Below are 25,087 nucleotides of genomic sequence, written 5' to 3'. Positions count from 1 at the left end.
TCAGGATGCTCTTTTAAAGTAATTTTTACAATAAATCATTAAAATGTTTATGGAAGCTGGTGTTACTCCATCTATTCTTAAAGCCTGTCCAAAAGTTTTTGGTCTAATATCGTTTAGTTTTCTTTTTATCTCATTGGAAAGACCTGAAATAGAATTATAATCAATATAATTTGGAATTAGAAGTTTTTCATCTTTTTCAAATATATTGATGTCTTTTTGTTGCTGCAAAATATAGCCGCTATAATGAGATTCCGTTTTTATTAAGTCTTCAATTTCATTATCGTATTTTGGAAGATCTAAAAAAATTTCTCTTAGCCTATCTAACGTAACATCTTTAAACTTTAAAACTTGAAGTAAGGATTTTTTTTTACCATCCTGTGATATTTTAATCCCGTTTTTCTTAAGAAAACTTGGAGAAACTATTTTTTCAGACAAGATTTGTTTAAACTCATCTAAACTATTGATTTTATTGACAAATTTAGTCTTTCGGGTTTCAGAAATAAATTTATGTTTAATAGCTAAAGGCGTTAATCGTAAATCTGCATTGTCCGCTCTTAGAGTTAACCTATACTCAGCTCTTGATGTAAACATTCTGTAAGGTTCACTTACACCTTTGGTAATTAAGTCATCAATCATAACTCCGATATAAGATTGAGATCTTTCAAATTTTATTGGCTCTAAATTTTTAACAGACATGGCAGCATTAAGACCTGCCACAATACCTTGGGCAGCAGCCTCCTCGTATCCTGTGGTGCCATTAATTTGACCAGCAAGATATAAATTTTCTATTTTTTTTGTTCTTAATGTAAAATCTAATTCGGTTGGAAAGACATAATCATACTCGATTGCGTAACCAGCCTTTATCATACGAACATTCTGTAAACCATTGATTTTAAACAATATTTCTTGCTGAATTTCCTTTGGAAGTGAAGTTGATATACCATTTGGATAAACTACATTCGTTGAAAGACTCTCCGGTTCTAAAAAAATTTGATGACGTTGTTTGTCTTTAAATTTTACAATCTTATCTTCAATTGAAGGACAATATCTAGGGCCAACACTTTTAATAGAGCCAGAATACATCGCACTCCGTTTTAAATTTTTTTCAATAATTTTATGAACCTTATCATTGGTATAGGTCATTCCACAGGAGACTTGTTTGGCATTAATTTTTTTTGTTAGATATGAAAAGAAAAAAGGATTTTCATCAGCAGACTGCATTTCTAAATTTTCATAATTAATAGTTGTTCCATCAAGTCTTGGCGGTGTTCCAGTTTTTAATCTCCCAATTTTAAAATCTAATTTTTTTAGTTGCTCACTTAATCCGAGGGTAGGTTTTTCATCTATTCTTCCTGCTGAAATTTTTTCATTACCAATATGAATTAGTCCATTTAAAAAAGTTCCAGTTGTTAAAATAAATTTTTTAGCTCTAAAAAAATTTCCAGACTGAGTTTCAACTGAAATGATTTTATTTTTGTTAAACTCAAATCTGCTAACAGGGTCATAAAAAAGGCTTAAATTACAATAGTTTAAGAGCATTTCTTGCATATATTTTTTGTAAAGCTCTCTATCTGACTGCGTTCTTGGTCCTCTAACGGCGTGACCTCTGCTGCTATTTAATAATCTAAATTGTATTCCAGATTGATCCGCAACCACACCCATAATGCCATCTAATGCATCAATTTCTCTTACTAAATGTCCTTTGCCAAGGCCGCCAATTGCAGGGTTACAAGACATTTCACCAATTGTTGATAATGAATTAGTAATAAGGGCTGTGTGGACCCCAGATCTAGCTGCTGCTGCTGCTGCCTCACAACCAGCGTGTCCTGCTCCGATTACGATTACATCAAAATCTTTTTCTAAATTCATAGGGAATTTATATATCCCATTAACTTAAAAGATAAGATATTTTTAATTTATTTTCCGATACAAAAATCTTTGAAGATTTTATCTAATAGTTCTTCAACGTTAACAAAGCCAACTATTTCACCAAGATTTCTTACAGCAAGCCTTAAGTCCTCAGCTGCCAGATCGATCTGATTTATAGAATTCTTTTTAAGACATTTTTCGATAAAAAAGACAGCATTTTCAAGGCTTTTAACATGTCGTTGTCTTGATATTATATTATCCTCATTTACTTTAAAATGATTAGCAATTTTTTTAGATATTTCATCTATCAGTTTTGAAATGCCAATATTTTTTTTTACTGAAATTTTTATAGGTTTATAAATTTTGTTATCTGAAAATTTTTTTGAAGTTTTTATATCAACTTTATTCAAAACCAATATAGATTTTTGATCAAATAATTTTAAAATTTTTTTATCTATTTTTTGTGTATGATCAAAAAGAAATAATTTTAAATCAGAAATTTTTAAATTTTCAGTAGTCAGCGAAATTCCTTTTTTTTCAATTAAGTTTTTAGAACGCCTCAAACCCGCTGTATCAAAAAATCTAACTAATTTTCCATCTAACATAATACTTGCTTCAATAAGATCTCTAGTTGTGCCTGGAATGTTTGAAACAATTGAAACTGGCCTTTTAGCCAAGCAATTTATCAAAGATGATTTGCCTGAGTTTGTCGGTCCTATGATGGAAACTTTAAATCCTTCTCTAATTTTTTCAGAATTTTGACTTCTTTGAATTATTTCTCTAATTTTATCATTTATTTTCAATAGTTTATCCCTATTATTAAAAAATACACTATCTCCTACTTCATCATCGGAAAAATCTATTACAGCCTCATAATCAGCTAATATTTTTATCAAATCAGTTCTTAAATTATTGTAAACTTTAGTGGTATCATCATTCATCACCCTTAGAGCCTGAGTTCTTTGCAATTCAGTTTCGGAATTAATAAGGTCAATTAAACTTTCAGCCTGAAGTAAATTAATTTTTTTATTAAGTAGAGCTGTTTTGGTGAATTCACCAGGTTTTGCTAATCTACAATTTTTAAACTTGGATAAAACTTCTAAAAAATATTTTACAACTGCATTGCTTCCATGAACATGAAATTCTACGACATCATCACCTGTGTAGCTGTTTGGTTTTGGAAAAAATATAAAAATTCCTTTATCAATAATTCTATTTTTACTGTCATAAAAAGTTGAAAAATTAGCAATCCTTGCCTTAATTTTTTTAAATTTTGTTATAGTTTTTGCAACTTTAAGTGCTTCTTTTCCGGAGACCCTTATAACCGCTAAACCAGAAATACCAGGGGCAGTAGCTAGTGCAAATATTGACATAAAAAATTGATATGATTTAGTTTTATTATAAATGTCAACTTGCCAATTATCTTTTGATACGAGTTTAGGATTTATCTCAATTATAGAAGATCAAGGACTTATTACACATATAAAATTTCAAAAATTAGATAATAAAGAACCTTCATTACAATTACTAAAAGCTAAAGACGAAATTAGGCAATTTTTAAATAAAAAAAGAAAAGAATTAACTTTTAAAACAAAGGTAACTGGATCAAAAAACCAATTAAAAGTATGGAAGCAAATTAAAAAGGTTCCTTATGGAAAATGTGTTTCCTATAAAAATATTTCTAAACAAACAAAAATACACCCTCGTTTAGTTGGAAAAATTTGTGGGGAAAACAGATTGCCCCTTTACATTCCATGTCACCGTATCATTAGATCAAATGGTTCGTTGGGTGGATATTCAGCAAGAGGAGGAATTAATCTTAAAAAAAAATTACTTAAAATTGAAAAATTAAATAAATAATCCTTTGTTTGCTAAATCAATTAAATTTTTTTTAATAAATCCGTTTTGATTGAGATTAACTAAAACATTTTTTCTTAAACTAGCGTAAGTAGTATTTTTAATATCAAAAATCCCTCTCACTCCATCAATTAATGATGAAAAAATAAAATTATTTGAATTAACTTCATTTAAGTATTTTTTAATAAAAATATCATTACCAATCTCAAAGCCTAAATTTTGGCTATGCTTAATAACTTTAATTAAAGAAAAAATATTTCTTAAAGTCATATTCCAACCTTGGCCTGCAATTGGATGAATTTTATTTGCAATATCTCCAAATAATAAAATTGTTTTAGAATCTATTAATTTATTAAAATTATAATTTAAATTGTACTTTTGAAGTTTAGAAATTAAGATTATTTCTTTAAATAGTTCTTTGAAATGAATATTAAAAAATTTTAATAAATCTTTCTTATTATTTACAATTTTTTCATTAACAGAATTATTTTTTATTGACCAGATAACTGAAGTTTCTGAATTTGAGACTGGAAGAAAGGCAAGAGGCCCATCTTTTAAAAAAAATTGCCTTGCTAACTTATTGTCGATTTTTTTATGAAATAAATTAAATACATACGCCTTTTCTTTATAAGGCTTATCTATAACTTTTCTTAGCTTAAATTTTGATAATAAAAATAAATTATTCATAGAAGCAAAAACAATAAGACTATAATTTTCTTTTGTTAGGTTCTTAAAAGTAACTTCGTTAAAAAAATTATTTTCGTTTATTGATAAAATATCTTTCCTTAAAATATTTATATTTCTTAAAAATTTTATTTTTTTAGTTATGTCTAAAAATAACGAGTTACTATCAATAATATATGCTAAAGCTTCTTTTTTTGGGGCTGAAAACTCTAGGTCATTCTTTAAACTAATAGATGAATATGAGTCATGTAAATGAATCTTGTTTACAACATTAGATTTTTTTTGAATATTTTTTAATCCAAAGCTACATAGTTGATCTAATGAATTTTGACTTAATGCTAATTTAGTTGGATTTATTTTTTTTTTATTTGAGACTTGTTCAACTATATCAATCCGTAACTTAAATTTTGATAACAAATATGCAATTGTTAAAGCTGTTAGGCCTGATCCAATAATACAAATTTTTTCAGAGTTAAGCATGATTGTGTTTTGCTTTGGAATTCTATCAACTGAATATTAATGATACAAAGGTTTTAATTGTGATTCGCCAATAAAATATGGAAAAAATAATAACATTTCTCAAACTTAAAATCATAGAACTTACTGGCATAATTACTATCATTTTAGGTCTTGCTTACTTTATATCTTTAACAACTTACTCAGCAAATACTATAAGCTATATTTTTCCTTCAGATAAAAATATTCATAATAAATTTTTATCCTTTTTTTACTATCTTTCTGACTTTTCTCTACAAGCCTTTGGTATTTTAGCTTTTTTAATTTTTTTTAATTTAATTATCTGGGGCGCATATTTATTAATAAAAAAAAAAATTGAAAATTTTTTTATAAAATTACTGTTTCTGGTTTTGTCTATAATTTTTGGAGCTTTATTTTTTTCAATTAATATAGACCAAAGTTTTTGGCTTCCGGATAATGGTTTTGGTGGCTTTGTTGCAAATTTTATATCTGAAAAATTAAATATCAAAAACACTTCTTTTGGGACTTATTTTTCAATTATCTTTTTATCAATCTCATTCTTATGCTTTTATTTAAGTGCAGGGTTAAATATTCAAGAGTGGAAATCTATTTTTGTAGTTATAAAAAATTTATTAATTTATTTTCCAAAATTAATATTTGAAACATATCTTAAAAAGCAGGATATTTTAAAAACTAATGATAGCGCTTTTATACAAGAAAATACTAACCAAAAAATTCAAGAAGAAGCTGTTATGCAAGAAATTTCTCCCCAACAGCAGCTTCCCCTAGAAAATGTCAAAGTCGAGAAATCTACAAGTTTTAAAATTCCTCCAATAAAACTTCTTGATGATCCTATTAAGATTGAAAATCAATTAGATGAGGAAAGTTACAAGACGCAGTCAAAATTTTTAGAAAATGTTCTTTTAGATTTTAGTATTTCAGGTGAGATTAAAAGAGTTAGCGCTGGGCCTGTTGTAACCTTATATGAATTTGAACCAATCGCTGGAATAAAAACATCAAAAATTATTAATCTATCTGAAGACATAGCACGGAACACTAGTTCTATATCTACAAGAGTTGCAACGGTTCCTGGCAAAAGTACCATTGGAATAGAGATACCTAATAAAGTCAGGGAAAACGTTGCTTTAAAAGAAATAATTTCCAGCAAAGAATTTAATAATAAAGATATTAAAATTCCAATAACACTTGGCAAAAGTATTTCTGGTTTTCCAATTGTAGGTGATTTAGTTTCAATGCCACATCTTTTAATTGCCGGAACAACAGGTTCCGGAAAATCTGTTTGTATCAACACGCTAATTTTATCAATTCTTTACAGACACAAGCCTGATGACTGTAAATTAATAATGATTGACCCAAAAATGTTAGAGCTTTCAATCTATCAAGGAATACCTCATTTATTAACGCCAGTTATCACTGAACCTAAAAAAGCAACAACAGCTTTAAAATGGGTAGTTAAAGAAATGGAAAAAAGATATCGAGAGATGACTGAAATTGGAGTTAGAAACATCTCAGGATTTAACGAAAAAGCTCCATCTGAAACTAAGAAAAAAATGCCATATATCGTTGTGATTGTTGATGAAATGGCTGATCTGATGATGATTGCAGGTAAAGAGATAGAAAACTACATTCAAAGACTTGCGCAAATGGCAAGAGCTGCAGGAATACACATCGTTATGGCAACACAAAGACCGAGCGTTGATGTGATCACAGGAACAATTAAAGCAAATTTTCCAACTCGAATTTCATTTCAGGTAACATCAAAAATAGACAGCAGAACAATTCTTGGAGAGCAGGGAGCTGAATTATTACTTGGAAACGGGGATATGCTTTTCATGTCATCAGCAAGTAGGATTATTAGAATTCATGGTCCTTATGTTTCTGAAAAAGAGATTGAACGAGTTTCAACATTCTTGAGACTGCAAGGAACACCAACTTATATTGAAGAGGTTACTAAAATTGAAGAACAGGAAAATGATGAAGTTGTTTTAAATGCTGATGGGAAAGATGAATTATATAACAAAGCAGTTGAAATAATTAAAAATGAAGGCAAGGCTTCTACTAGTTTTTTACAAAGAAAACTTGGAATTGGCTACAATAGAGCAGCTAGAATTATTGACCAAATGGAAGAAGAAAAAATTATAAGTCCAGCTAATCACGTAGGCAAAAGAGAAATTTATTAACTCAAATGAAACAATTAATTTGTGCTGTTTTAACAGTACTATTATTTTTGTGTAATCAATCAAATGCCTCAGAAAAGATTAAAATAATTGAAAATTTAAGAAAAATAAATTCTTTACAATTTAATTTTACGCAGCTTTCAAGTGATGGGCAGGAAAATGGAAGTTGCATTTTAATCTATCCAAAAAAAATGCGATGCATTTATGATGACCAAAAAAAAGAAATTATAGTTAATGATGATTATTTGTACTTAATCAATAAAGAAGAAAATAAAAATTATAATTACAGTATTAAAGATACTCCTTTAGGAGTTATGCTTGATAAAGAAAGTTTAATAGAAAAATTATCAAATATTGAAAAATTTAATATCACTAATAATTTTATTATTACCACCGTTGAAATAAGTTCTTCTGAAAGCGTTGATATTTATTTTGAGCCGAAAAATTTCACAATTCTTGGTTGGAGAATAAAAAATTATGACAAATCAACACTAGAATTTATGATGAAAAATATCAAAATAAACGTTATTTCTGATGAAAAATTTCAAATTCCAAATTAAAAATTATAAATTTTCAGGGTTAAAGAATATTTTTTCTGTTTTAAAAACAGTCATTCCCCTTGCAAGGTAATTTTTCAAAGCATTGGGATGGTCAAGAGTACAAGTATGCACCCATACTTTATTAATCTTTTCTTTAAAAGAGTTTAATATTGCATCGGTTAATAAATATCCGCCTATTCCTTTACCAAAAAACTCCTTAAATATGCCAAAATATGCGATTTCCATTGAAGGGTTGGTGGGATTGTAAAGTAACTCGTAATATCCAGCTAACTTATTATTGGATTTTAAAATATATAATTTAAAAAAATCCTGGCTTATATAATTGGTCCAATCTCCATCACTCCACTTTAATCTATCCCGCCAAAAAAAATCCTTTCCAATTTCTTTATAAAAAAATTTACAAAGATCGATGGTTGGTTTTTTTTCTAGTAAAATTTCTAAATTTTTTTCCTTACAATTGGATCTAATTAAATCTTTGTAATTAAGAAGATGAAGATAAAACCTATCTATGGACCTTTCCATATTACTTATGGATCATTCTTCCTAATTTTTCTCCACCAAAGATATGAAAATGCAAATGGGGCACTTCTTGACCACCATCTCTGCCATTATTTCCTAAATATCTATACCCCGTTGTAGATACCCCTAAAATATCTGCAACCTTTCCTAAAGCCCTGATTAGACCTTCAATCTCATCACTTTTAGCATTTGCTGCAAAATCGTTCATATCTACATAAGCTCCCTTTGGAATAACCAAAACATGAATTTTGGCCTGGGGGTTTATATCTTTAAAGGCAAGTGCAAATTTGTCTTCATAAATTTTATCACAAGGAATTTCACCTCTTAATATTTTTGCAAAAATATTATTCTTATCGTACATTTTTTTTCCTATTTTTTTTTTCTTGAATTCCAGAAATTTTTTGTCTTCTCTTCAACTCCTTCATAACTGAAGCCAGTGAAATTTTCTTAAATTCTAAAAGAACTAAAAAATGATATAATAAGTCTGCTGCCTCATGAATTATATTTTTTTTATTTGAATATTTTGCTGAAGTAGCAAGTTCCTTTGCTTCTTCCATAAATTTTTTTATACAAAATTTCTTTCCTTTTTTCATTAGGCTTGCTGTATAGGAAATTTTTGGATTTTTGTTCTTTTGTTTTTTTATCTTTTGAATAAGTTGTTCTAGATTTTTAAACATAATTAAATTCTTATTGGTATTCCCTTTTTAATTAAATAGTTTTTTGCATCCATTATTGAATATTCTCCATAATGAAATATTGAAGCAGCTAAAACTGCACTTGCTAAACCTTGATTAAACCCCTCATATAAATCTTCAAGGGTGCCAACCCCTCCTGATGCAATAACAGGAATAGAAACTAAGCTAGATATAGCCTTTGTTAGCTCAAGGTCGTAACCTGACTTTGTTCCATCCTTATCCATGGAAGTTAGAAGTATTTCGCCAGCCCCGCTTTTTTCTGCAATTTTTGCATAATCAATAACATCAATTCCTGTTGCATTTCTTCCACCGTGGGTGAAAATTTCCCATTTATTAGCCCCAACTTTTTTTGCATCAATTGCAATGACAATACACTGTGATCCAAATTTAATAGAACTTTCTTTTATAAAATTATGATTTTTTACTGCTGCAGTATTAATTGAAACTTTATCAGCTCCAGCAAGTAGTAAATTTTTAATATCTTCCACACTAGAAATTCCACCGCCAACGGTTAAAGGAACAAAACAACTTTTTGCAGTAGCGCTAACTTTATCTAATAAAATTTTTCTATTTTCATTGGATGCGGTAATATCTAAAAAGCATATTTCATCAGCTCCACCCTTATCATATATCTTTGCCTGCTCCACAGGATCTCCGGCATCTTTTAAATTTACAAAATTAATCCCTTTGACAACTCTGCCATCTTTAACGTCAAGGCACGGTATGATTCTTTTTTTAAGCATTTTTTTTAAACAAATTTTTTAAGTTCAGTTAAAGAAATTGATTTATCGTAAATTGCTTTACCAATAATAACACCATCAAATAAACCAAATTTATCTAATTGCTGGATATCTTTTATATTAGAAACTCCACCTGAAACGACTAAAGGAATATTTATCTTACTTATTATTTTTTTTAATTGAAGAAAATTGACACCTTGCTTTGTGCCATCTCTATTAATATCAGTGTATATAATTCTTGTTACACCAAAATCTTCTAATTTTTTTGAAAATTGCATTAATTTTATTTTTGTTTGTTTAACCCAGCCTTTCATAGCTAAAAAATTATTTCTAACATCTAACGCTACCGCAATCTGTCCTGGAAACAAAGTGCATGCTTTTTTTAATATTTTGGGATTTTGAATAGCCATGGTTCCAACAACTACAGTTGAAACCCCATTCTTAATCCAAAAAGATATTTGTTTTAATGTTCTAATGCCACCACCTAATTGCACATTTAAACGAGTATCCTTTATAATTTTAATTATAATTTTTTTATTTTTTGATTTTCCTTTCAAGGCTCCATCTAGGTCTACCAAGTGAAGATGGGTAAAACCTTTTTTCTGAAATTCTAAAGCTTGATTAAATGGAGAAGAATTGAAGATAGTTGTTTTATTAAAATCTCCTTTATAAAGTCTTACACACTTTCCATCTTTTAGGTCAATTGCTGGAAATATAATCATAATAAATTCCAATTTAAAAAATTAGATAATAACTTAATTCCATTACTTTGACTTTTCTCAGGATGAAATTGGGTTCCAAAAATATTTTCTTTTAAAATACCTGCAACTACTGGTTTTTCATAATCTGTTATACAAATTACATCTTCTTCATCTTTAGCCTTAAAAGCAAAACTATGCACAAAATAAAAATGGGATAAATTTTTAATATCTAAAAATAAATCATTTTTTTTTAAGACATTTACTTCATTCCACCCCATATGAGGTAATTTTAAATCTTTGTTATTTATTTCTATTTTTTTAACAGAACCTTTAATCCAACCAAATCCTTCTGTGACCTGTTCTTCATAACCTTGTTCTGAAAATAGCTGCATCCCAACACAAATTCCAAAGATTGGTTTTTTTTTAACTAGTACAAATTCATTAAGAGAATCCCATAAACCATTTATATTTTTAACTCCTAATGCACATTGTCTATAAGAACCCTGTCCAGGTAAAATAATTTTATCTGAATCTAAAATATCTTTAGGTTTATTTGATATTTTTATGTTTATTTTTTTACTTATTTGCTCTGCTGCAACCTCTAAAGCTTTTGATACAGAGTTAAGATTGCCGGTCCCATAATCAACGATTGATACATACATTTAAAAAATCTTTAAAGTATTCCTTTAGTTGAAGGCAAAGAATCTCCAGCTCTTGAATCTTTTTCTAATGCAAGACGTAATGCTCTTGCTAAACCTTTAAAACAAGACTCAATGATATGATGACTATTATCGCCATAAATATTTTCAACGTGTAAGGTAATACCAGCGCTTTGGGAAAATGCCTGAAACCATTCTTTAAATAATTCAGTGTCCATTTCTCCAAGTTTTTCCACTTTTAATTTTACATTCCAAATCAAATAGGGTCTGTTCGAAATATCCAAAGAAACTCTACTTAATGTTTCATCCATGGGGATATAAGCGTGTGCATATCGTTTAATACCCTTCTTATCTCCCAAAGCTTTAGCAATAGCCTCACCTATAACAATTCCAGAATCCTCAGTTGTGTGATGCAAATCAATATGCAAATCCCCTTTTGCTTTCAAATTTATATCTACCAAAGAGTGCTTTGATAACTGCTCCAACATGTGATTTAAAAAACCAATCCCTGTATCAATTTTATAAATACCTGTTCCATCTAGATTAATTTCTGCCTCAATGGATGTCTCTTTAGTTTTACGATTAACTTTTGCAATCCTCATATGAATGAATAACCTATATATAGAAAAACTAACCTTATCAATAAATTAGCTTTAATTATTAAAAAAATACTATTCTATAATCTTTTTTTTAATCTCAATAAAAAAGCACCAGATCCGCCTAAACTTTGATCTGGTTCATCCATAGAATTAATAATATCTGAAAAATTATCTTTTAAAAAATTTGGGATTGCATATTTTAATAAACTTAAATCCTCTGACAAATAAGGATTTTCTTTAACCTTGGATCTTAACCCTTTTCCAGTGATAATTAAAATATTTCTTAAATCTTTTTGGTAACAATTTTCAATAACACTTCTTATTTTTACAAATGACTCTTGCAAAGAATATCCGTGTAAATCTATTTTAAAATCAATTTGATCTTGTTTTTTATTTTCTTTAATAGGTTTTTTAAAAATTTCTCCCTTATCACCTTCTAAAAATTTTTTACCTTTAAAATCTTCCCAGGCTTTTATATCTTCAGGATTTAGTAGATCTTTATTATTCTTTGGCATGCACGTCCTGTGCAATTTCAGTTAAATGCCAAGTTGGGTCATCTGAATTTAAATCTTTTGAAAAACTCCAAACATCATTTACTGTTTGAATTTCATCTGGACTTCCTTCAATAATATTATTATCTGCATCTTTAACGCAGGATATAATCTCACTCACAAATCTAGTTTTCACAGTATAAAAACTATCTTTTTTATCAATATTTTCAATTTTTGCTTTTTTAATACCTATAAAAGTAAATTGATTAAGAAGTTTTTTATTTTTTCTATCATCAAGAACAGAAACAAAACTTTTGTAAACTTCAGGTGAAGTTAAATCTTTTAAAGTTTTTTTATCTGCAGATGCAAAAGCATTCACGATCATTTCATAAGCAGCTTGTGCTCCCTTTAAGAAAGTATCTTCTTTAAATTCCTTTGTATTAATATTTTCTTCAACTTTAGAAGATTTTACATCCTCAAATTGAGCATCAACAATCACTGATTTTTTTGCTCTAATTGCGCTATCTTCAGCGCCTTTACCAAGAACATTTCTAAGTCTTAAAATGATTATACCTGCAACGATTGCAAGTAAAACTATATCAATGTAGCCAAAATTATCGTTCATTTAATTATATTTTAGATTAAATATTTAAATATTAATACATTTAAATTTAGGTCAAAATAAATGATATTCAATATAGTAAAGTTATATTTTAATAGTAACAAATCAAACTTGAAAAATGGAAGAAAAAAATAAGGATAATCCTAAATATCAAATTATTGCAAACTACGTAAAGGATTTATCCTTTGAAATTCCATCACCCGATTGTTTTGTTGACGCAGCACAAAATCTTGGAAAATATGAGACAAAAGTTGATATTTCTAACAAGCCACTAAAAAGCGGGATGTTAGAACTTAATTGCAAACTTATTTTTGAAGCTCCAAAAGAGGTTATCAATAAAATTCATGCAGAGGCATGTTTAGCAGTTGTATTTAAAATAACTGATACAGCTTTAAAAGCAGAGGAAGTTAAGAGAATTATACTAGCTGAAATTCCAGATTTATATGCAAAAAAACTTACTGATCTTATTACCGAATTATTTCAAAAATCTGGTTTTAAAGAATTTAAATTTAAAAAAGAAATAAATTTTAATGAATTATATGAGCAACAATCTGCTAATCTAACGCAAAAGCATTAGGAACGTTCTTCTTTAAAAACTTTTTATACTCTTCAAATTTTTCAGGACTAATTGGTACAATAATTCCTTGTCTGTTTTCATTATTTAATCTCATTTGATGATTATCGCCTTTATTACTTAACTCCAGATCAAGGGTTAGTTCTTTTTTATCAATTAATTCAATGTAAACTTTGGATAATAGATGGCAATCCACCAACGCAGAATGCTTTTCTCGGGCCTCTACATTAATTTTATATCTTTTACATAAAGCATCTAAGCTATTACCAACGCCTGGAAATTTTGAACGGGCAATTTGCAATGTATCAACAACATCAGATTTTAAAATTGGTTTTACATTAAGCCTTCTTAATTCATTATTTAAAAAACCAAGATCAAAATCTGCATTATGGATAACAAGTTTTTTATCTTTTATAAAATCAAGAAAATTTTTAACAATTTCTTTAAATTTTGGTTTATTTAACAAAAATTCATCGGAGTAACCATGCACACTAAAAGCATCTGCTGAAACTTTTGTCTCAGGATTTATAAAAGTGTGAAAAATATTTTTTGTAGGAATATGATTACTTAATTCAATGCAGGCAATCTCAACGATTCTATCTTTATCAGCAGATAATCCTGTGGTTTCTGTATCTAAAATAACTTCAATCATTTAAGAGAATCTTATCAAGAATTTTTTTCACCTGCAATTTAACTTTATCTTTAGTGTAATTATCAACTGTAAAATCTGCATAACTTTTTTTTATTTTTTCGTCAGCCTGCTGATTTTCTAATAATTTTAAAAATTGCTTATCTAAATTTCTTCTTTTTTTTATTCTAATTTTAAAAGTATTAGGTTTGGTTTTAACAAAAATAAATATATCAACAAAGTTGAACATTTTATTCTCAATTAATAAAGGAATATCGAGAACTACTAACTTAGTTTTTTTATATTTAGATAGGAATAAAATTAATTTTTTTCTAACAATTGGATGAATAATTTTATTTAAGTATTTAAACTTTTTTGGGTTTTTTTTTAAGGTATCTCTAAGTTCATTTTTATTTATTTTGCCGCGATTAAGTTTTAATTTAAAAAAAATTGAAATCTTCTTATTTATATTTTTATTCCTTTCATAAATTTGGGAAACTACTTGATCCGCTGAAAAGATATTAAATCCTAACTCTTTAAAAATATTAGCAACAAAAGACTTTCCGCTGCCAACGCTTCCTAAGATACCGACTTTAATCATTAATTATTTTTCTAAGTTTTTTGTAAACGACATTGGTTACTTTTGGCTTTTTCTTATTCCAAATATAAAATGCCTTTTGGGCTTGATAAATAAACATATCTAGGCCTGAAAAAATTTTATGCCCGTTTTTGCGTGCATCCCTTAAAAATCTAGTATTTTCGGGGTTATAAACAATATCAACAACATTAATTTTCCTATCAAAAATACTAAAATCAAACTTTAAGTCTTTTTGTCCTTGCATACCTAAACTTGTGACATTGATTAAAATTTGAACTTCATTAAATACCTTTAAATAATCATTCCATTTAATTGGAAAGATCATACCCTTAAATTTTTGCTTTAGAACTTTTAGTTTAGAAAAAGTTCTATTAGTTATATAAATTTTTCTTACGCCTTTTTTAATTAAAGCAAGAATAATAGAAGAAGTTACGCCACCTGCACCAATTATTCCTGCTGCTTTTATTTTAGTCTTAATTTTTTTTAATATGCCAAAAGCAAACCCATAAACATCTGTGTTATCCCCAATTAATTTATTCTTTCTAAGATAAATTGTATTTACCGAGGATGTTTTTTTTGCATCTCCCTCTAAAATATCTAAATATTTAATTACAAGATTTTTAAAAGGAATTGTTACATTAATTCCCTCAATTTGCTTTTTTCTAATTTTATTTAAAATTTTTTTAATTTGCCTATGATCAATTTTTAATTTTTTGTACTCTGAATTAATTTTATTTTTATCAAACCAATATTGGTGAAGCTCGGGAGATAAAGAATGTTTAATAGGATTGCCAATTACTAAAAATTTTTTTTTATTTTTCATTTAATTCAAAATACCTAATTAATGGTTTTATTGGCATCCCCATAATAGAATAGTGGTCTCCCTTTATTTCTTCAAATAAATCCTTGCCCAATCCTTCAATTTGATAAACCCCATACTTCTTAATTGTTTCGAGACCTAATTTTTGTAAATAATCTTTAATATAATTGTCTGAAAATTTTTTCATCTTTAAAGTTACCTGCTCTGTATGCATCCAAATTGTTGAGCCATTTTTGCTTAGACAAATTGAGCTAAATAAAGAATGTAATTTACCATTTAGTTTTTTCATTAAATCAAGTGCCAGATCCATATTATTTGGCTTGCTAAATAGCCTTCCGTCAAAATCTAGAACTTGATCTGCTCCTAAAATAAGATGATTATATATTTTATTACTAATTTTTTTTGCCTTAGTTTCGGCAAGAGCTCTCGAGATATCAAAAGAAGTAAATTTTTCTGCTAATAAAGAATTTTTTATCTCTTCCTCATCAATGTTTGCGGTTTCAACTTTAACATTAAAACCAAAATCATTTAATATTTTTAACCTTATTCCGCTTGCGGATGCTAAAATTACATCTCTCATTAACTATTTTTTATCTCATGAATTTTAATTATGGACGCGGCTGTTTCTTCTACTGACTTTCTGGTTACATCAATTATTGGAATATTGTTTAATTTAAATATTTTTTTACTTTCTTCTAATTCTTCTTTAATTTTATCTAAATCAACATACGAAGTGTGTTTTTCTTCGCTTAATGTATTCAACCTATTTTTTCTAATATCGACCAACCTTTCTGGATCAGCAATCAAGCCAACGATTGTCTTCTTTTTATTTTTTAACACATCTTCGGATATTCTTTGATTGGGAATCATTGGGATATTTGCGGCTTTATATCCTCTATTTGCAAGATAGATGGTTGTTGGGGTTTTGCTAGTTCTGCTTATTCCCAAAATAATTATATCTGACTCTAAAATTGTTTCTAATTTTTGGCCATCATCATGTTCAATACTAAACTGCATAGCTGCAATTTTTCTATAATATTCCTTATTTAGAATATGCTGACCGCTTGGTTTTCGATTTGCTTTACGATTTAGAACTGTTTCAAATTTTGGAATTAAATAATCTAAAACTCCAAAACATGGAATTTTATATCGCTCTGTTTCTTGAGTTAAGAATGAAGTAATTGAAGATTCCACAAGCGTATATAAAACAATTGGGTTTTCTACTTTGTTACATTTTTCTAATAATGTTGTGATTTGCGCATCCGTTCTAACAAAAGAAAAATGGTGGAGAGAATTATTAAAGTTTTCAAATTGAGCTTTTAACGCAAGAAATATTCTATCTAAGGTTTCGCCGGTCGAGTCGGATACTAAAAAAACGTTATATTTTCTGTTCATAAGACTGTGGAAAAATCTTTATAATTATTCTTTATACATTTTTAACTTTAAAATTAGAAAGGGTTAACAGTTAATAAATTATTGTTATTTAATTAATAACATTAATAAGTTTGTTTGTGTTTATTTGAATATTGTTAATAACTTCGTATTACTGTTATAAATTAAAAGTTAGGTTGATATTTTTACTAACAAATTCTGTTAATAAACTGTTGATAAAAATATAAACACACTACTAACATAACCATATACTACTAATATTTTAACTAATATTTATTAATGAGTAGTTCTCTTCAGAAAAGCCTAATATTTAAAAAAAAAAATTTACCTATTTGGTTTATGAGGCAAGCAGGTAGATATTTGCCTGAATATAAAATAATTAGAAAAAAAAATAAAAATTTTATTAATTTTTGCTTAAATATTAAAAACGCAACGAAAGTCTCTTTACAACCTATAGAAAGATACAATTTAGATGCAGCAATTGTATTTTCGGATATTTTATTAATTTTAAAAGCAGCGGGACAAAATATAAAATTTAAAGAAAATATAGGCCCAGTTCTAGAAAATTATAAACCCGAGATATTTTATAATTTAAGCAAAGAAGATTTTATAAAAAAATTAAAAAATATTTATCAAATAATAAAAAATATAAGAAAAAAATTACCCAAAGAAAAATCTTTAATTGGATTTGCTGGAGCGCCGTGGACACTACTAGTTTATATGATTAATAAAAGTTCACCAAAAGGAAATAGGAAATTATTAGTAAATTTAAAAAAAGAGGAGATATTAAAAATATTAAAGAGATTAGAAAATTTAGTTTATATCCACTGTAAAGAGCAAATACTGGCCGGGGCAGACGTTATACAATTATTTGATAGTTGGTCGGGTCTAATAGATAAGAAAGATTTAAAACAATTTTGTATTAATCCAAATAAAAATATTGTTAAAAAAATTAAGAAAGAATTTCCTAGTAAGGGAGTTGTGTGTTTTCCAAAAGGAATAAAGAAGAATATTAACGCTTTTATAAGAGAGGTGGCCCCAGACGGTATTAATCTTGATTATGATATAAGTCTTAATGATTTAAATTTAAATAATAATGTAGTTTTTCAAGGCGGTTTAAACCCAAAATTTTTATTAGGAAGTCAGCAAAGAATGTTTAAAGAAGCAAAGAGATATTTAGATTTTTTTAAAAACAGGCCTTATATTTTTAATTTGGGCCATGGAATTTTGCCGCAAACAAATCCAGAAAATGTTAAAAAATTAGTTGAGTTCGTAAGGGGTTATAATTTATGAGTTTTGACTTAGATAAAATTAATCACCCAAAGGTAAAATTTGGAAAAACTGGCGTCTTGCTTGTTAATCTTGGGACTCCAGATTCGACTAGTTGGTGGGATATTAGAAGATATTTAAAAGAATTTTTATCAGACACCAGAGTCATAGAGGTTAATCCAATTCTTTGGCAAATAATTTTAAATTTATTTATATTAACCTTTAGACCAGCAAAAACAGCGCATGCTTATAAGCAAATTTGGATGAAAGAAACCAATGAATCTCCACTAAGATATTATACAAAAAGTCAAACCAACAAACTAAACAAAAGAATAGGCAACAATTTTATTCTTGTAGATTTTGCAATGCGTTATGGAAATCCGAGCATTAAAAGCAAGTTAGATCTTTTGCAAAAAGAAGGGTGCGAAAAAATTATTGTTTTTCCACTGTATCCACAGTATGCGGCAGCAACTACAGCAACTGTATGTGATGAAGTATACAGAAACTTAATCAAGATGAGGTGGCAACCTAGTTTACAAACTATCCCCCATTACGAATCTGAGCCCCTTTTTATTGATGCTCTTGTAAACAGTATAAAAAAGAAAATTTTAGAAATTAAATGGAAGCCAGATTTAATTTTAGCTTCTTACCACGGGATACCAAAAAAATATTTTACTAAAGGAGACCCATATCATTGCTATTGTCAAAAAACCACACGACTTATAAAGGAAAAATTTAAAGACATACCCATTGAGACCACTTTTCAATCTAGATTTGGACCAGAAGAATGGTTAACGCCTTATACGGATAAAACTTTAGAAGAACTTCCGTCGAAAGGCAAAAAAAATGTACTTATGATTTGTCCGGGCTTTTCATCAGATTGTGTTGAAACTTTAGAGGAAATAGCAATTCAGGGCAAAGAAAGCTTTTTAGAAAGTGGCGGAGAAAATTATGATGTTGTACCCTGCCTAAATGACAATGATGACCATATCCAAATGATGGAACATATTGTTAAAAAATATTTAATAAATTAATGAGTTTATATTTAATCCTTAAGGCCATTCATATCATCGCTGTAGTTTCTTGGATGGTTGGCCTTTTATATCTGCCAAGATTGTTTGTTTATCATGTTGAAAATAATAATGATCAAACATCAAAAGTTTTTAAAGTAATGGAAAAAAGGTTGATGAAAATAATTATGAATCCAGCCATGATTATTACTTGGATTACTGGCTTATCAATTTGGTGGATCTTAGGATTAGAAACTATTTTCTCTTTGTGGCTTTCGCTTAAGTTTATATTGGTGATTGCTTTATCGGGTTACCATGGTTTTTTATCAAAATGTTTGAAAGACTTTGAATTAGATCGAAATGTTAGAAGTTCAAAATTTTTTAGGTTTATAAATGAAATACCAACTATAATACTCATAATTGTTGTGTTTTTGGTTATTTTTAAACCCGCTTGAAATATAATTTATAATTGTTATATTCATCCCACTCTCAAAAGTTTCACAAGACAATCCCAAACATAAATGAACTTACAAGAATTAAAAAATAAGACCCCAGCAGATTTAATTTTAGAAGCAGAAAAACTTGGAATAGAAAACCCAAGCACAATGCGTAAACAAGAAATCTTGTTTGCCATTCTTAAAAAATTTGCCGAAAAAAACGAAAAAATTACTGGAAGCGGAGTTCTCGAGACTCTGCAAGATGGCTTTGGTTTTTTAAGAGCAACTGAGTCGAACTATTTACCCGGACCCGATGATATTTATGTAAGCCCAAGTCAAATTAGAAGATTTGGTCTTAGAAAAGGGGATACAGTCGAAGGAGAGATTAGAGCACCAAAAGATTCTGAAAGATATTTTGCGCTTTTACAAGTTAGCAAAATAAATTTCGAAGATCCTGAAAAATCTAGAAATAAAATTAACTTTGATAACTTAACACCATTATATCCTGACGAACGTATAAATTTAGAAGTAGAATCTAGTAAAGCAGATAAAAAACCAGATCTAACTGCACGATTAATTGATTTAGTAACTCCAATTGGAAAAGGTCAACGAGCTTTAATTGTATCTCCACCTCGAGCGGGTAAAACTGTAATTTTACAAAATATTGCGCACTCCATAACTGCAAATCATCCAGAGATTTATTTAATCGTTTTGCTTATTGATGAAAGACCAGAGGAAGTCACGGACATGCAACGATCGGTAAAAGGAGAAGTAGTCAGCTCAACCTTTGATGAGCCAGCAATGCGACATGTGCAAGTGGCTGAGATGGTAATCGAAAAAGCAAAAAGATTAGCTGAGCATAAAAAAGATGTGGTTATTTTATTAGACTCCATTACCCGATTAGGCAGAGCTTATAATGCTGTTGTTCCAAGTTCGGGAAAAGTATTAACAGGGGGTGTAGACGCAAATGCTTTACAAAGACCAAAAAGATTTTTTGGAGCAGCACGAAATATTGAAGAGGGTGGATCATTAACAATTATTTCAACGGCCTTAATTGAAACAGGATCTAGAATGGATGAGGTTATTTTTGAAGAATTTAAAGGAACGGGTAATGCTGAGGTGATATTAGATAGAAAAATTGCAGATAAGAGAATATTTCCAGCAATTGATATTACTAAATCTGGAACCCGAAAAGAGGATTTATTATTTAAAAAAGAAGATTTACAAAAGATGAATGTTCTAAGACGATTAATTGCCCCAATGGGAAATATGGAGGCAATAGAATTTTTAATTGGTAAATTAAGAGAGACAAAAAACAATGCTGAGTTTTTTGACTCGATGAATAAAACTGTTTAATTGATTTTTAGTGGATCTGTCTTTCAGATCCGGGATTATTTCCAATAATATAAAAATTTATTATTTGATTAATTAGTAAATTTCTCTCAAGTATTGTCTTTGCTTCGAGCAAGCCTTGTTTTTCACTGACAGAAAATGGACAAATCATCGATAATGAATTGATTAACTGATCGGGTTCAACTTTTTCAACAATTTTCCAATCCGTTGATAGTTGATGAATTTTAAAAAGTTTCCTTGCTTTATCGATAAGCTGCAAAACGTCGATCTTATCATTGAATTTTATTTTCTCTAGATCATCTAAAAACTCATCGTACGTTACTCTAAATTTTCTATAAGGAAGATCAGTTTCTGCCTCATCTAAAATTCTAAATCGGATTAAACCTTTTAAATTAATTAAATATCTCCCATCTGCAGTTTTGGTGTGATTTTCAATTTTACCAAGGCAACCAACGCTAAATACTTCAGGTTTTTTTAAATTATAGCTTTGTTTTGTTTGGATCATTCCAATCATCTTGTCTGATGATAAAGCATCTTCAACCATTTTTTTATATCTTGGCTCAAATATATTTAAAGGCAAAATTGTATTTGGAAAGAACACTGCATTTGCAAGTGGAAAAATAGATATTTGTTGAGGGATTTCTTTTTTATTTAAAGTTGTCATTAACAATCAATATAGTGTTTAATTTGCTTTATTCAATTTCACTTTTCAATTGATTAAAATTTATTTTCATTTAATTTCATCAAATTATTAAGCGGGTGTAGCTCAGTGGTAGAGCGAATCGTTGCCAACGATTAGGTCGTGGGTTCAATTCCCTTCACCCGCTCCAAAAATACAAGTAATCATTAATCTTTTATCAAATTATCTCTTTTTCATACTAGCTAATTGGTAAATAGTTTTTTAGTATTTGTAATAAAAACTTATCAAAAAATTGCAAATAAACAAAAATTGAAAATTTTTAACTTAAAGATACTTAAACGTTCAAATTATAATGAACTAATTGCTGAGAATGATAAATTAAAATTTGATTTATTGTTTACTAAACACTTCCCAAAAAAAGCTGGAGAAATATTACGGTACTTGCCTATTTCTAGATCCCAACTAAGGCAAGATTTGTTTGTATTATCACAATTAAATTTCAAAAAAAAAGGTTTTTTTGTCGAATTTGGTGCTGCTGATGGATTTAAATTATCAAATACTTATATTTTAGAAAAAAATTTCAAGTGGAAAGGTATCATATCTGAACCTGCAAAAATTTTTCATAAAAAATTAACCCTTAACCGACATTGTGTTATTGAAAAAAGAATTATTTGGAAAGTATCTAACCAAAATCTTCAATTTAAAGAAACATCTATCCCAGATTTATCTACAATTAGTAAATTTTCTAATTCTGACAATTGGTCCAAAAGAAGGAGCAAAAAGTATAGACAGTATAATCTAAATACAATTTCATTAATCGACTTATTAAAAAAATATAAAGCGCCAAAAATAATTGATTATTTATCGATTGATACTGAGGGAAGTGAATTTGAAATTTTAAAAAATTTTAATTTTAGCATGTTTACTTTTAAAATAATTACCTGTGAGCATAATTTTACTAAAAATAGACAAAAAATATTTAATTTATTAACCCAAAAAGGCTTTGTAAGAAAATTTAAAAATTTGAGTCAATTTGATGATTGGTACATAAATTCAAAATTTGATATTAATTAAAGAATGCAAGAAAAATTCTGCATCTCTTTAAGCAGTATTCCTTCGAGATTTCAAAGCGTAAAGGAAGTTATAAATTCTTTAAATAAACAAACAATAAGACCTGACAATATTTTTTTAAATATACCTTTTTCTTATGAAAGGTTTCCTGAAATTAAAGATGTAAATATCGATATTTTTAAAGACATAAAAGATGATAATTTTAAGATCATTAGATGTAAAGATTATGGCCCAGGCACAAAACTTCTAGGATCTATTAGTTTATTAAAAAATTTTGATTACGTAATATTAGTTGATGATGACCATATTTATCATCCAAGAATGTGTGAAATTTTGAATAAATATTTTAGATTTAATAAAGAACAAGCTTATAGTTTTTTTACCGTAAAAATTTATGATTTAGTAATGGGGCAAGGAGCTGATGGATTTTTAATAAATTCTAATCATTTAGAGGGAATTTTAGATTTTTATAATAAATACGTTAAAAATTATAAATATTGTTTTTTGAATGATGATTTTTGGATCTCCTTTTTTTTAAAAAAATTTAAAAATAAGCAAGTTTGCTCTTTAGAAGATGTTGTAATGAAAGAAATTGATGAAAAATATATATACAAAAAAATTAATTATGAGCAACCATTACATAAAATATATAATAGTATCTTCACAAGGCGTAATTATGCTAAATATGATTATTTAAGAATTCTATTTCAAAAATTTTTTTAAATCTATGAAACTACATCAAAAAAAATGTGTTCCTTGCAGAGGAGATATTCCTCCATTTACCAAAGATCAAATTGATGAATATTTAAATTTTTTATCTGATTGGAAAGCTTTAATTAATGAAAAAAAAGCATTTTATTTATCAAAGGCTTTCAAATTTAAAAATTTTGAAGAAAGTTTAGGATTTATTAATAAATTATCACAAATTGCTGAAGAAGAAGGACATCACCCAGATTTAAAATTTGGTTGGGGATATGCTGAGGTAAATATTTATACCCATGCAATTAAAGGCCTTTCTTTAAGTGATTTTATCTTAGCTTCTAAGATTGATATGATTAGTGTCTAAAATTTCTAATCCCAGTAAATACCATTGCAATTTGAGCTTTATCGGCTGCTGCAATTACTTCATCATCTTTAATTGATCCGCCTGGTTGGATTATACATTTAACACCAACTTTAATGAGTTCATTTAATCCGTCAGCGAATGGAAAAAAAGCATCGGATGCCGCAACACTTCCTTTAACTTTATCTTTGAAAAACTGGGTGGCATTTTCACAAGCAATTTTACTTGAAGCTAATCTATTAGTTTGTCCAGCACCAATCCCAAGGGTTTGATTATTTTTTGCAATAACAATAGCATTAGATTTTACAAATTTACAAACTTTGAATGCAAATATTAAATCATCTAAATCTTTATCACTTGGTTTAATTTTTGTTACAAATTTTAATTCTTTTTTATTAATCTCAATTTGATCTTTGTCTTGGAGTAAAAAATTATCACCTAAAAAAGTATAAGATAAATTATCTTGCTCATTAATATTTTCTAAAGAAATTAATCTTAAATTTTTTTTCTTCTCAAAAATCTCCAAGCTTTTTTTGCTGAAGTTTTTGGCAATAATGACTTCGTAAAATTTTTTGACAATTTCATTTGCTAGTTTTTCATCAACTTCCCGGTTAAAGCTGACAATCCCTCCAAAAGCACTAATAGGATCGCTCTGAAGGGCTAATTCGTAGGATTTAAGGGCATTTTCTGCCATGGCGCAGCCACATGGATTGTTGTGTTTTACAATAACGCAAGAACTGCCTTTTTCACCCAATTCCTTAGAGATAGATACGGCTGAATACATATCTAAATAATTATTATAGCTCAGCTCTTTGCCTTGGATTTGTTTTATTTTTGATAGAAAATCATTTTTATAATTAATTTTATAAACAGAGGCTTGTTGATGTGGGTTTTCTCCATATCTTAATTTATCTCTAAGTTGTCCTGATATTGTAATTTTTTTTGGAAATTTATTATCCCTTAAATTATTCATCCAGTTAGATATTACCGAGTCGTAATAAGCAGTTTCAAGAAAAGCATCGGTTGCAAGTATTTTTCTAAATTCAAAAGATGTAGATCCTTTATTATTTTTTAATTCATTAATTAAATCAGAGTACTGATCAATGCTTGATACCACCGTTGTAAATTTAAAATTTTTGGCAGACGATCTAACCATGGCAGGTCCACCAATGTCGATATTTTCAATCATTGTTTCAAAATCTGCCTTTTCAAGTAATTTTTTTTCAAAGGGATAAAGATTAACAATGAGTAAATTAATAAAATCTATGTCTTCTTTTTTTATCTGATCTTGATGTTCTTTATCATCTGCTTTTGCAAGAAGGCCGCCGTGAATTTTTGGATGAAGTGTTTTTAGTCTGCCGTCTAATATTTCAGGAAACTTTGTATATTCTGATATTTCGGTACATTGAAATCCAAGATCTTTAATGAATTTATAGCTTCCGCCAGTACTGATTATTTCAATATTATTTATTTTTAGGCATTCGAGAACTTCTTTTAGATTTGTTTTATCAGAGACAGAGATTAACGCTTTTTTTATTTTAATCAGTTGCATGAAGGAGCA

30 protein-coding genes and 1 tRNA gene are annotated in these 25,087 nt (G+C 28.2%); 12 read left to right on the top strand and 19 right to left on the bottom strand.

Translation table 11 applies throughout. The annotated features are described in order from the left end of the window. Window positions 1–1,869: a tRNA uridine-5-carboxymethylaminomethyl(34) synthesis enzyme MnmG gene (gene mnmG / locus CR143_RS06055; protein ID WP_099340928.1), complete on the bottom strand. Its 1,869-nt coding sequence runs from the start codon at window positions 1,867–1,869 to the stop codon at window positions 1–3. A 47-nt stretch (window positions 1,870–1,916) separates the two neighbouring features. Further along, entirely contained in the window at window positions 1,917–3,242 is a 1,326-nt protein-coding gene (mnmE, locus tag CR143_RS06050) for a tRNA uridine-5-carboxymethylaminomethyl(34) synthesis GTPase MnmE (RefSeq protein WP_099340927.1), read from the bottom strand. 31 nt (window positions 3,243–3,273) lie between these two features. Here mnmE and CR143_RS06045 point away from each other — a divergent pair, with 31 nt between their 5' ends. After that, window positions 3,274–3,729 (top strand): methylated-DNA--[protein]-cysteine S-methyltransferase, encoded by a 456-nt coding sequence (locus CR143_RS06045; RefSeq protein WP_099340926.1) that lies wholly within the window; start codon window positions 3,274–3,276, stop codon window positions 3,727–3,729. Here CR143_RS06045 and CR143_RS06040 read toward each other — a convergent pair. Continuing rightward, window positions 3,718–4,890: a Rossmann-fold NAD(P)-binding domain-containing protein gene (locus CR143_RS06040; protein WP_099340925.1), complete on the bottom strand. Its 1,173-nt coding sequence runs from the start codon at window positions 4,888–4,890 to the stop codon at window positions 3,718–3,720. The two genes, CR143_RS06045 and CR143_RS06040, sit on opposite strands and share 12 nt — an antisense overlap. A gap of 77 nt (window positions 4,891–4,967) precedes the next feature. On the opposite strand from CR143_RS06040, the gene CR143_RS06035 reads away from it, so the two are divergent. Further along, complete coding sequence (locus CR143_RS06035; protein ID WP_099340924.1) at window positions 4,968–7,088, top strand: FtsK/SpoIIIE family DNA translocase; 2,121 nt, start codon at window positions 4,968–4,970, stop codon at window positions 7,086–7,088. A 5-nt stretch (window positions 7,089–7,093) separates the two neighbouring features. Next, on the top strand, window positions 7,094–7,645 hold the full coding sequence (locus CR143_RS06030; protein ID WP_099340923.1) for a LolA family protein: 552 nt from the start codon (window positions 7,094–7,096) through the stop codon (window positions 7,643–7,645). Window positions 7,646–7,648: 3 nt separating this feature from the next. Here CR143_RS06030 and CR143_RS06025 read toward each other — a convergent pair whose 3' ends face one another. From CR143_RS06025 to CR143_RS05985, 9 genes are all read right to left on the bottom strand, one after another. Next, complete coding sequence (locus CR143_RS06025; protein WP_099340922.1) at window positions 7,649–8,167, bottom strand: GNAT family N-acetyltransferase; 519 nt, start codon at window positions 8,165–8,167, stop codon at window positions 7,649–7,651. A gap of 1 nt (window position 8,168) precedes the next feature. Then, on the bottom strand, window positions 8,169–8,525 hold the full coding sequence (locus tag CR143_RS06020; RefSeq protein WP_099340921.1) for a histidine triad nucleotide-binding protein: 357 nt from the start codon (window positions 8,523–8,525) through the stop codon (window positions 8,169–8,171). Further along, window positions 8,515–8,841 carry a phosphoribosyl-ATP diphosphatase gene (hisE, locus tag CR143_RS06015; protein WP_099340920.1) on the bottom strand — a complete coding sequence of 109 codons (327 nt, stop codon included), beginning with the start codon at window positions 8,839–8,841 and terminating at the stop codon, window positions 8,515–8,517. The genes CR143_RS06020 and hisE overlap by 11 nt, the downstream gene beginning before the upstream one ends. 2 nt (window positions 8,842–8,843) lie before the next feature. Next, the gene (hisF, locus tag CR143_RS06010) at window positions 8,844–9,602 is read right to left on the bottom strand and encodes an imidazole glycerol phosphate synthase subunit HisF (protein WP_099340919.1); all 759 of its coding nucleotides are present in this window, start codon (window positions 9,600–9,602) and stop codon (window positions 8,844–8,846) included. 5 nt (window positions 9,603–9,607) lie between these two features. Further along, a complete protein-coding gene (hisA, locus tag CR143_RS06005) occupies window positions 9,608–10,321 on the bottom strand; it encodes a 1-(5-phosphoribosyl)-5-[(5-phosphoribosylamino)methylideneamino]imidazole-4-carboxamide isomerase (RefSeq protein WP_099340918.1) in 714 nt (237 codons plus the stop codon). Beyond that, entirely contained in the window at window positions 10,318–10,962 is a 645-nt protein-coding gene (hisH, locus tag CR143_RS06000) for an imidazole glycerol phosphate synthase subunit HisH (protein WP_099340917.1), read from the bottom strand. The genes hisA and hisH overlap by 4 nt, the downstream gene beginning before the upstream one ends. An 11-nt stretch (window positions 10,963–10,973) precedes the next feature. Continuing rightward, window positions 10,974–11,561 carry an imidazoleglycerol-phosphate dehydratase HisB gene (gene hisB / locus CR143_RS05995; RefSeq protein WP_099340916.1) on the bottom strand — a complete coding sequence of 196 codons (588 nt, stop codon included), beginning with the start codon at window positions 11,559–11,561 and terminating at the stop codon, window positions 10,974–10,976. A gap of 74 nt (window positions 11,562–11,635) precedes the next feature. Then, complete coding sequence (locus tag CR143_RS05990) at window positions 11,636–12,073, bottom strand: Smr/MutS family protein (RefSeq protein WP_099340915.1); 438 nt, start codon at window positions 12,071–12,073, stop codon at window positions 11,636–11,638. Next, window positions 12,060–12,674 (bottom strand): Tim44/TimA family putative adaptor protein, encoded by a 615-nt coding sequence (locus CR143_RS05985; RefSeq protein ID WP_099340914.1) that lies wholly within the window; start codon window positions 12,672–12,674, stop codon window positions 12,060–12,062. The genes CR143_RS05990 and CR143_RS05985 overlap by 14 nt, the downstream gene beginning before the upstream one ends. Before the next feature lie 115 nt (window positions 12,675–12,789). Between CR143_RS05985 and CR143_RS05980 the strand changes: the two genes are divergently transcribed. Beyond that, entirely contained in the window at window positions 12,790–13,248 is a 459-nt protein-coding gene (locus CR143_RS05980; RefSeq protein ID WP_099340913.1) for a protein-export chaperone SecB, read from the top strand. Here the strand turns inward: CR143_RS05980 and dnaQ are convergent. Genes dnaQ through CR143_RS05955 form a run of 5 tightly spaced genes read right to left on the bottom strand, consistent with a single transcriptional unit; the run spans window position 13,226 to window position 16,686 of the window. Beyond that, window positions 13,226–13,897 carry a DNA polymerase III subunit epsilon gene (gene dnaQ / locus CR143_RS05975; protein ID WP_099340912.1) on the bottom strand — a complete coding sequence of 224 codons (672 nt, stop codon included), beginning with the start codon at window positions 13,895–13,897 and terminating at the stop codon, window positions 13,226–13,228. The genes CR143_RS05980 and dnaQ overlap by 23 nt on opposite strands. Further along, window positions 13,890–14,474, bottom strand: a complete 585-nt coding sequence (gene coaE / locus CR143_RS05970) for a dephospho-CoA kinase (protein ID WP_099340911.1) — start codon at window positions 14,472–14,474, stop codon at window positions 13,890–13,892. Before coaE ends, dnaQ begins: the two co-directional genes overlap by 8 nt. Then, complete coding sequence (gene aroE, locus CR143_RS05965) at window positions 14,467–15,294, bottom strand: shikimate dehydrogenase (RefSeq protein ID WP_099340910.1); 828 nt, start codon at window positions 15,292–15,294, stop codon at window positions 14,467–14,469. Before aroE ends, coaE begins: the two co-directional genes overlap by 8 nt. After that, window positions 15,284–15,871, bottom strand: a complete 588-nt coding sequence (locus tag CR143_RS05960) for a nucleoside triphosphate pyrophosphatase (RefSeq protein ID WP_099340909.1) — start codon at window positions 15,869–15,871, stop codon at window positions 15,284–15,286. Before CR143_RS05960 ends, aroE begins: the two co-directional genes overlap by 11 nt. After that, on the bottom strand, window positions 15,871–16,686 hold the full coding sequence (locus CR143_RS05955) for a pyruvate, water dikinase regulatory protein (RefSeq protein WP_099340908.1): 816 nt from the start codon (window positions 16,684–16,686) through the stop codon (window positions 15,871–15,873). Before CR143_RS05955 ends, CR143_RS05960 begins: the two co-directional genes overlap by 1 nt. 276 nt (window positions 16,687–16,962) lie before the next feature. Between CR143_RS05955 and hemE the strand changes: the two genes are divergently transcribed. The 4 genes from hemE (at window position 16,963) to rho (ending at window position 20,755) form a co-directional block, all read left to right on the top strand. Further along, the gene (gene hemE / locus CR143_RS05950) at window positions 16,963–17,976 is read left to right on the top strand and encodes a uroporphyrinogen decarboxylase (RefSeq protein ID WP_099340907.1); all 1,014 of its coding nucleotides are present in this window, start codon (window positions 16,963–16,965) and stop codon (window positions 17,974–17,976) included. After that, window positions 17,973–18,986 carry a ferrochelatase gene (hemH, locus tag CR143_RS05945; RefSeq protein WP_099340906.1) on the top strand — a complete coding sequence of 338 codons (1,014 nt, stop codon included), beginning with the start codon at window positions 17,973–17,975 and terminating at the stop codon, window positions 18,984–18,986. The genes hemE and hemH overlap by 4 nt, the downstream gene beginning before the upstream one ends. After that, on the top strand, window positions 18,986–19,417 hold the full coding sequence (gene hemJ / locus CR143_RS05940) for a protoporphyrinogen oxidase HemJ (protein WP_099340905.1): 432 nt from the start codon (window positions 18,986–18,988) through the stop codon (window positions 19,415–19,417). The genes hemH and hemJ overlap by 1 nt, the downstream gene beginning before the upstream one ends. Before the next feature lie 66 nt (window positions 19,418–19,483). Further along, on the top strand, window positions 19,484–20,755 hold the full coding sequence (gene rho, locus CR143_RS05935; RefSeq protein WP_099340904.1) for a transcription termination factor Rho: 1,272 nt from the start codon (window positions 19,484–19,486) through the stop codon (window positions 20,753–20,755). A 7-nt stretch (window positions 20,756–20,762) separates the two neighbouring features. On the opposite strand, the gene CR143_RS05930 is transcribed toward rho, so the two are convergent. Further along, window positions 20,763–21,416, bottom strand: a complete 654-nt coding sequence (locus CR143_RS05930; protein WP_099340903.1) for an LON peptidase substrate-binding domain-containing protein — start codon at window positions 21,414–21,416, stop codon at window positions 20,763–20,765. 91 nt (window positions 21,417–21,507) lie between these two features. On the opposite strand from CR143_RS05930, the gene CR143_RS05925 reads away from it, so the two are divergent. From CR143_RS05925 to CR143_RS05910, 4 genes are all read left to right on the top strand, one after another. After that, window positions 21,508–21,582, top strand: a tRNA-Gly gene (locus tag CR143_RS05925). Window positions 21,583–21,638: 56 nt separating this feature from the next. Beyond that, window positions 21,639–22,466 (top strand): FkbM family methyltransferase, encoded by an 828-nt coding sequence (locus CR143_RS05920; protein WP_204524600.1) that lies wholly within the window; start codon window positions 21,639–21,641, stop codon window positions 22,464–22,466. Between the two features lie 3 nt (window positions 22,467–22,469). After that, window positions 22,470–23,186, top strand: coding sequence for a hypothetical protein (locus tag CR143_RS05915; protein WP_099340902.1), 717 nt, complete (start codon window positions 22,470–22,472; stop codon window positions 23,184–23,186). 4 nt (window positions 23,187–23,190) lie between these two features. Then, the gene (locus CR143_RS05910) at window positions 23,191–23,529 is read left to right on the top strand and encodes a 4a-hydroxytetrahydrobiopterin dehydratase (RefSeq protein ID WP_099340901.1); all 339 of its coding nucleotides are present in this window, start codon (window positions 23,191–23,193) and stop codon (window positions 23,527–23,529) included. Here CR143_RS05910 and purH read toward each other — a convergent pair. Then, window positions 23,519–25,078 carry a bifunctional phosphoribosylaminoimidazolecarboxamide formyltransferase/IMP cyclohydrolase gene (purH, locus tag CR143_RS05905; RefSeq protein WP_099340900.1) on the bottom strand — a complete coding sequence of 520 codons (1,560 nt, stop codon included), beginning with the start codon at window positions 25,076–25,078 and terminating at the stop codon, window positions 23,519–23,521. The two genes, CR143_RS05910 and purH, sit on opposite strands and share 11 nt — an antisense overlap. Window positions 25,079–25,087: the final 9 nt, after the last annotated feature.

Origin of the sequence: Candidatus Fonsibacter ubiquis (assembly GCF_002688585.1) — a bacterium.
GTDB lineage: Bacteria > Pseudomonadota > Alphaproteobacteria > Pelagibacterales > Pelagibacteraceae > Fontibacterium > Fontibacterium commune.
This window is presented reverse-complemented; position numbering and strand designations above follow the sequence as displayed.

What these genes read in the sequence shown, in the direction of transcription:
- CR143_RS06020 (WP_099340921.1), bottom strand. Translation starts at nt 8,525, where the DNA reads ATGTACGATAAGAATAATATTTTTGCAAAAATATTAAGAGGTGAAATT.
- hisH (WP_099340917.1), bottom strand. Translation starts at nt 10,962, where the DNA reads ATGTATGTATCAATCGTTGATTATGGGACCGGCAATCTTAACTCTGTA.
- hisB (WP_099340916.1), bottom strand. Translation starts at nt 11,561, where the DNA reads ATGAGGATTGCAAAAGTTAATCGTAAAACTAAAGAGACATCCATTGAG.
- hisA (WP_099340918.1), bottom strand. Translation starts at nt 10,321, where the DNA reads ATGATTATATTTCCAGCAATTGACCTAAAAGATGGAAAGTGTGTAAGA.
- hemE (WP_099340907.1), top strand. Translation starts at nt 16,963, where the DNA reads ATGAGTAGTTCTCTTCAGAAAAGCCTAATATTTAAAAAAAAAAATTTA.
- CR143_RS06025 (WP_099340922.1), bottom strand. Translation starts at nt 8,167, where the DNA reads ATGGAAAGGTCCATAGATAGGTTTTATCTTCATCTTCTTAATTACAAA.
- hemJ (WP_099340905.1), top strand. Translation starts at nt 18,986, where the DNA reads ATGAGTTTATATTTAATCCTTAAGGCCATTCATATCATCGCTGTAGTT.
- CR143_RS05980 (WP_099340913.1), top strand. Translation starts at nt 12,790, where the DNA reads ATGGAAGAAAAAAATAAGGATAATCCTAAATATCAAATTATTGCAAAC.
- CR143_RS05960 (WP_099340909.1), bottom strand. Translation starts at nt 15,871, where the DNA reads ATGAGAGATGTAATTTTAGCATCCGCAAGCGGAATAAGGTTAAAAATA.
- mnmE (WP_099340927.1), bottom strand. Translation starts at nt 3,242, where the DNA reads ATGTCAATATTTGCACTAGCTACTGCCCCTGGTATTTCTGGTTTAGCG.
- hisF (WP_099340919.1), bottom strand. Translation starts at nt 9,602, where the DNA reads ATGCTTAAAAAAAGAATCATACCGTGCCTTGACGTTAAAGATGGCAGA.
- dnaQ (WP_099340912.1), bottom strand. Translation starts at nt 13,897, where the DNA reads ATGATTGAAGTTATTTTAGATACAGAAACCACAGGATTATCTGCTGAT.
- CR143_RS06035 (WP_099340924.1), top strand. Translation starts at nt 4,968, where the DNA reads ATGGAAAAAATAATAACATTTCTCAAACTTAAAATCATAGAACTTACT.
- purH (WP_099340900.1), bottom strand. Translation starts at nt 25,078, where the DNA reads ATGCAACTGATTAAAATAAAAAAAGCGTTAATCTCTGTCTCTGATAAA.
- coaE (WP_099340911.1), bottom strand. Translation starts at nt 14,474, where the DNA reads ATGATTAAAGTCGGTATCTTAGGAAGCGTTGGCAGCGGAAAGTCTTTT.
- CR143_RS06040 (WP_099340925.1), bottom strand. Translation starts at nt 4,890, where the DNA reads ATGCTTAACTCTGAAAAAATTTGTATTATTGGATCAGGCCTAACAGCT.
- CR143_RS05930 (WP_099340903.1), bottom strand. Translation starts at nt 21,416, where the DNA reads ATGACAACTTTAAATAAAAAAGAAATCCCTCAACAAATATCTATTTTT.
- CR143_RS05915 (WP_099340902.1), top strand. Translation starts at nt 22,470, where the DNA reads ATGCAAGAAAAATTCTGCATCTCTTTAAGCAGTATTCCTTCGAGATTT.
- CR143_RS05955 (WP_099340908.1), bottom strand. Translation starts at nt 16,686, where the DNA reads ATGAACAGAAAATATAACGTTTTTTTAGTATCCGACTCGACCGGCGAA.
- CR143_RS06045 (WP_099340926.1), top strand. Translation starts at nt 3,274, where the DNA reads ATGTCAACTTGCCAATTATCTTTTGATACGAGTTTAGGATTTATCTCA.
- hemH (WP_099340906.1), top strand. Translation starts at nt 17,973, where the DNA reads ATGAGTTTTGACTTAGATAAAATTAATCACCCAAAGGTAAAATTTGGA.
- rho (WP_099340904.1), top strand. Translation starts at nt 19,484, where the DNA reads ATGAACTTACAAGAATTAAAAAATAAGACCCCAGCAGATTTAATTTTA.
- aroE (WP_099340910.1), bottom strand. Translation starts at nt 15,294, where the DNA reads ATGAAAAATAAAAAAAAATTTTTAGTAATTGGCAATCCTATTAAACAT.
- hisE (WP_099340920.1), bottom strand. Translation starts at nt 8,841, where the DNA reads ATGTTTAAAAATCTAGAACAACTTATTCAAAAGATAAAAAAACAAAAG.
- CR143_RS05985 (WP_099340914.1), bottom strand. Translation starts at nt 12,674, where the DNA reads ATGAACGATAATTTTGGCTACATTGATATAGTTTTACTTGCAATCGTT.
- CR143_RS05990 (WP_099340915.1), bottom strand. Translation starts at nt 12,073, where the DNA reads ATGCCAAAGAATAATAAAGATCTACTAAATCCTGAAGATATAAAAGCC.
- mnmG (WP_099340928.1), bottom strand. Translation starts at nt 1,869, where the DNA reads ATGAATTTAGAAAAAGATTTTGATGTAATCGTAATCGGAGCAGGACAC.
- CR143_RS06030 (WP_099340923.1), top strand. Translation starts at nt 7,094, where the DNA reads ATGAAACAATTAATTTGTGCTGTTTTAACAGTACTATTATTTTTGTGT.
- CR143_RS05910 (WP_099340901.1), top strand. Translation starts at nt 23,191, where the DNA reads ATGAAACTACATCAAAAAAAATGTGTTCCTTGCAGAGGAGATATTCCT.